Here is a 1996-nt window from a genome sequence, read left to right on the forward strand (position 1 = left end):
GTCTGAATCATGGTGTTATCTTCCCAACTTAATCCGCCGGATTTCTCAAGATGGAAGTCCGCCGGTCAGTCTTGGTCCCGTCGGCCCCGGCTTTGCGCCAGTACCGCTTGGGTTGATCAACTTGGAAGTCGGTAGTCACCAGGCAGCCCGGACAACTCCAGGACCACCAGGCCTTGGCTCGCTTCGGAGGTACGCCGTGTTGGTGAAGCTTCGACGAACGCTACAAAGCGGAAGTCCAGGATTATAGCAACATAACCCTGGACTTGCAAGTCAGCGAAGAACTGTTGTTCTTAGATGACGCGCGCAGCTTCTACCAGCCGGGAAACCACCCAGGACTTGGTCCGCGACAGCGGACGCGATTCCTGGATCTCGACCTTGTCGCCTTCCTTGTACTGGTTGGCTTCGTCGTGTGCGTGGTACTTCTTCGAACGCAGCACGTACTTGCCGTACAGAGGATGCTTGACGCGGTTTTCGATCAGGACCGTAACGGTCTTGTCCATCTTGTCGCTAACGACACGGCCTACGAGAGTCCGGCGAAGCGACGTTTCAGTCTTTGCAGCTTCAGTCATTTCGCGTCTGCCTTTTCGCTCAGCACGGTTTGCACACGCGCGATGTCCTTGCGCACCTTCTTCAGCTGGCTGGTGTTCTGCAGCTGTTGGGTGGCCTTTTGCATGCGCAGGCTAAATTGGGCCTTCAGAAGCTCGGAGAGCTCCTGGTTCAGCCCTGCGGCGTCCTTGCCGCGAAGTTCGGATGCTTTCATCCCTGCTCTCCTTACGTCCCGACCTGACGCACCACGAAATTCGTGGCGATCGGCAGCTTGGCGGCCGCGAGGCGGAACGCCTCACGTGCCAGCTCTTCGCTCACGCCATCCATTTCGTACAGCATCTTGCCCGGCTGAATTTCAGCCACGTAGTATTCCGGATTGCCCTTACCGTTACCCATACGGACTTCGGCGGGCTTCTTCGAGATCGGCTTATCCGGGAAAATCCGGATCCAGATGCGGCCGCCACGCTTGATGTGACGGGTCATCGCACGACGGGCCGACTCGATCTGGCGCGCGGTCAGACGACCACGGCCCATTGCCTTCAGGCCGAATTCGCCGAAAGACACGGCGTTGCCACGGGTAGCCTTACCCGTGTTGCGGCCTTTCTGCTCCTTGCGATACTTCCTACGCTTCGGTTGCAGCATTCTTATTCTCCACTCTTCGCATCGCCAGGCGCAGCGCGGCGACCAGCGCCAGCACCTGCACCACCGCGGCGGTTGCCACCCGGACGGCCACCTTCGCCTTCACGGCGACGGCCTTCCGGACGACCCGGGCGACGACGACGGTCTTCTTGAGGCTCTTCCACCACAGGCGCGTCATTGCGGCCCAGGTAGTCGCCCTTGTAGACCCACACCTTGACACCGATGATGCCGTAGGTGGTTTCGGCTTCGGAGAAGCCGTAGTCGATGTCGGCGCGCAGGGTGTGCAGGGGCACACGACCTTCACGGTACCATTCGGTACGTGCGATTTCGATACCGTTCAGACGACCCGAGCTCATGATCTTGATACCCTGGGCACCGAGGCGCATCGCGTTCTGCATCGCGCGCTTCATGGCGCGGCGGAACATGATACGGCGCTCGAGCTGCTGGGTGATCGAGTCGGCGATCAGCTGCGCATCGGTTTCCGGCTTGCGGATTTCCTCGATGTTCACGTGCACGGGCACACCCATGCGGCGTTGCAGCTCGGCCTTGAGCAGTTCGATGTCCTCACCCTTCTTGCCAATCACCACGCCCGGACGCGAGCTATAAATGGTGAGACGGGCATTGCGGGCAGGACGCTCGATCACGACGCGGCCAACCGATGCGTTCTTGAGCTTCTTCTTCAGGAACTCGCGAACTTCGATGTCTTCTTTCAGCATGCCGGCGAACTTCGTGTTGTTGGCGTACCAACGCGAAGCCCAGTTACGGCTGACGGCCAGACGGAAGCCAGTCGGATGAATCTTCTGTCCCATCG

4 protein-coding genes are annotated in these 1996 nt (G+C 59.7%); all 4 read right to left on the reverse strand.

All coding sequences use genetic code 11. From position 1 onward, the window contains the following. Positions 1 to 290 precede the first annotated feature (290 nt). The 4 genes from rpsQ to rpsC are packed head-to-tail and all read right to left on the reverse strand — an operon-like array spanning position 291 to position 1994. Positions 291 to 569, reverse strand: coding sequence for a 30S ribosomal protein S17 (rpsQ, locus tag AC1DPR_RS31660; RefSeq protein WP_092299431.1), 279 nt, complete (start codon positions 567 to 569; stop codon positions 291 to 293). Next, positions 566 to 760 carry a 50S ribosomal protein L29 gene (rpmC, locus tag AC1DPR_RS31665; RefSeq protein ID WP_092299434.1) on the reverse strand — a complete coding sequence of 65 codons (195 nt, stop codon included), beginning with the start codon at positions 758 to 760 and terminating at the stop codon, positions 566 to 568. The genes rpsQ and rpmC overlap by 4 nt, the downstream gene beginning before the upstream one ends. 11 nt (positions 761 to 771) lie before the next feature. After that, positions 772 to 1188 carry a 50S ribosomal protein L16 gene (gene rplP, locus AC1DPR_RS31670; RefSeq protein ID WP_006576240.1) on the reverse strand — a complete coding sequence of 139 codons (417 nt, stop codon included), beginning with the start codon at positions 1186 to 1188 and terminating at the stop codon, positions 772 to 774. Positions 1189 to 1190: 2 nt separating this feature from the next. Continuing rightward, positions 1191 to 1994: a 30S ribosomal protein S3 gene (gene rpsC, locus AC1DPR_RS31675; RefSeq protein WP_092299437.1), complete on the reverse strand. Its 804-nt coding sequence runs from the start codon at positions 1992 to 1994 to the stop codon at positions 1191 to 1193. Positions 1995 to 1996: the final 2 nt, after the last annotated feature.

Source organism: Rhizobium sp. 01T417 (genome assembly GCF_056398905.1).

What these genes read in the sequence shown, in the direction of transcription:
- rpsC (WP_092299437.1), bottom strand. Translation starts at nt 1,994, where the DNA reads ATGGGACAGAAGATTCATCCGACTGGCTTCCGTCTGGCCGTCAGCCGT.
- rpmC (WP_092299434.1), bottom strand. Translation starts at nt 760, where the DNA reads ATGAAAGCATCCGAACTTCGCGGCAAGGACGCCGCAGGGCTGAACCAG.
- rpsQ (WP_092299431.1), bottom strand. Translation starts at nt 569, where the DNA reads ATGACTGAAGCTGCAAAGACTGAAACGTCGCTTCGCCGGACTCTCGTA.
- rplP (WP_006576240.1), bottom strand. Translation starts at nt 1,188, where the DNA reads ATGCTGCAACCGAAGCGTAGGAAGTATCGCAAGGAGCAGAAAGGCCGC.